General features: G+C 36.8%; 1 protein-coding gene and 2 pseudogenes. 2 read left to right on the top strand and 1 reads right to left on the bottom strand.

All coding sequences use genetic code 11. The annotated features are described in order from the left end of the window. Together ACFSBH_RS12340 and ACFSBH_RS12335 are read left to right on the top strand one after the other, a co-directional pair. A pseudogene (locus ACFSBH_RS12340) lies at positions 1-337 on the top strand (hypothetical protein); the annotation flags it as partial. Between the two features lie 5 nt (positions 338-342). After that, complete coding sequence (locus ACFSBH_RS12335) at positions 343-687, top strand: thermonuclease family protein (RefSeq protein WP_251517978.1); 345 nt, start codon at positions 343-345, stop codon at positions 685-687. Here ACFSBH_RS12335 and ACFSBH_RS12330 read toward each other — a convergent pair. After that, positions 626-1,864: pseudogene (locus ACFSBH_RS12330) on the bottom strand (IS256 family transposase). The gene ACFSBH_RS12335 and the pseudogene ACFSBH_RS12330 overlap by 62 nt on opposite strands. Between the last annotated feature and the right edge of the window lie 143 nt (positions 1,865-2,007).

Genomic DNA, 2,007 nt, shown 5'->3' with positions numbered 1-2,007 from the left:
GAGATTATCTCAAGAACGGATATTTAATAGAAGGTGTTCATTGTTTGACGCTTACAAAAGAATTAGCGACATAATTAAAAATAAAGAGTATCAATTTGACGTGTGGGAAGAAGATGGGAAAGCTTATTTGCAAACCGCTATTTGTAATGTTGGTGGTTGTACAGCCGAATTTTTAACCTTTGATAGCCTGGAAGAAGCGAAGAAACAAGCAGCTATAATGACGCTAAATGGCAAGAAGATGAAAACCGTTAGTATATGTAGCGAATGTGAAAATGAATTGAAACCAATGTGGGATGACGCGCCTAATTTCGTTAAATATTGTTCTAAATGTGGTTGAATTTAATGAATAAAATATTATTGATATTAGTAGCTATTACATTTCTGATTACTGGTTGTGATGAGCTAGATTCAGTTTTAAATGAAAATGCTGCAGCTACAGAAAGTATTGCGGCGGATAAAGAAGTTGTTACGATTGACAGAGTTGTTGATGGCGATACAATTATAGTTGAATTTGAGAATGGCGAAAAAGAAAGGGTAAGATTATTATTAATTGATACTCCCGAATCGGTACATCCTGAAAAAGAACCTCAACTGGGTTTGTCAAATAAAGTGTGTAAGTTCAAACTTACTCAAGATATTTTAAAGCCCTATCTTTTAGATTTTCATGGAGAAGTAGTTGGTTCATAACCATTGCCCAGTTTTGGATATGGCCACCTTCCCATTTTGTTTCGAGTTCTTTTACTCGTAAAAATAATACTTTTAATAGAGCGTTCTCGTTGGGGAATGCTCCTTTTTTGGTTACTTTTCTGAAGCTGGAATGGATACTTTCTACTGCGTTGGTTGTGTACATAACTTTACGAATGGCACTTCCATAATCATAAAGCTGTTCGACATGGTGGAAGTTTCTTGTCCAAACATCAATAGCTCCTGGATAAGCAGCTCATTGTTGTTGAAAGGATTCAAAGGCACTTAGGCAAGCCTTGAGGCTTGATGCACCATAGACTTTCTTTAGGGTTTTGGTGAACGTTTTATAATCCTTGCTTGGGACATATTTGACGGAGTTACGAATCAAATGAACCATACATCGTTGTACGATGACATCCGGAAAAATGGCACGTGATCCTTCTTCCAAACCACTTACCCCATCCATGGATATAAAGAAAATATCTTCGACTCCTCTCGCCTTGATTTCATCAAAAATCTGCATCCATTTGTGCTTACTTTCCGTTTCATTTAACCATAAGCCAAGAATTTCTTTATTGCCCTCCATGGTGTATCCTAAAATCGTGTAGACGGCATATTTCTTGGTTTCATATTGATTGCGAATCGTTGTGTACATACAATCTACAAAAACAAAGGCGTAACAGTTACTTAACGGTCTGGTTTGCCATTCTTCCAGTTCAGGAAGAACCTGATCTGTAATATCGGATACCATTTCATGGGACACTGAAAAACCATAGATATCTTGAATCGTAGAAGAAATATCTCGCTGCGACATCCCACGTGCATACATGGAAATCACTTTATTTTCAATCGCAGAGACGTCCTTTTTCCGTTTTGGGATTAGTTCAGGATTAAAGGAACCATCACGATCTCTTGGCACCTTGATGTCCACCTCACCCGAACTTGCTTTAATGGTTTTCTTCCCGTAACCATTGCGTCTGTTTTCTGTCTCTTTTTCCGTTTTATCATTCGATTCGTAACCTAAATGATGATTCATTTCACCCTTCAACATGGATTCAAACATAGGTCCAAATATATCTTTGAGTGCATTCTGCATATCTTCTACGGTCTCTGGTTGGTAGTTTTCTAGAATTTGGTTCGCTAATTCAGCTGATTTCTCATCTCGCTTTGACTTAGTCAATAGAATAACCTCCCAATCGTTATATATTTATTCTAACACACTAGCGTTGCATTAATTAAGATTAAATATTAACAAGACCCCGAATTTTCGCTAATTTACTTTAATGCAAATAAAAAGTCCTTTATAATGGATTTAGTCAGGTG

The sequence above is a fragment of the Oceanobacillus luteolus genome (assembly GCF_042678205.1).
In the GTDB taxonomy this organism is placed as follows: Bacteria; Bacillota; Bacilli; order Bacillales; family Amphibacillaceae; genus Oceanobacillus; species Oceanobacillus luteolus.
This window is presented reverse-complemented; position numbering and strand designations above follow the sequence as displayed.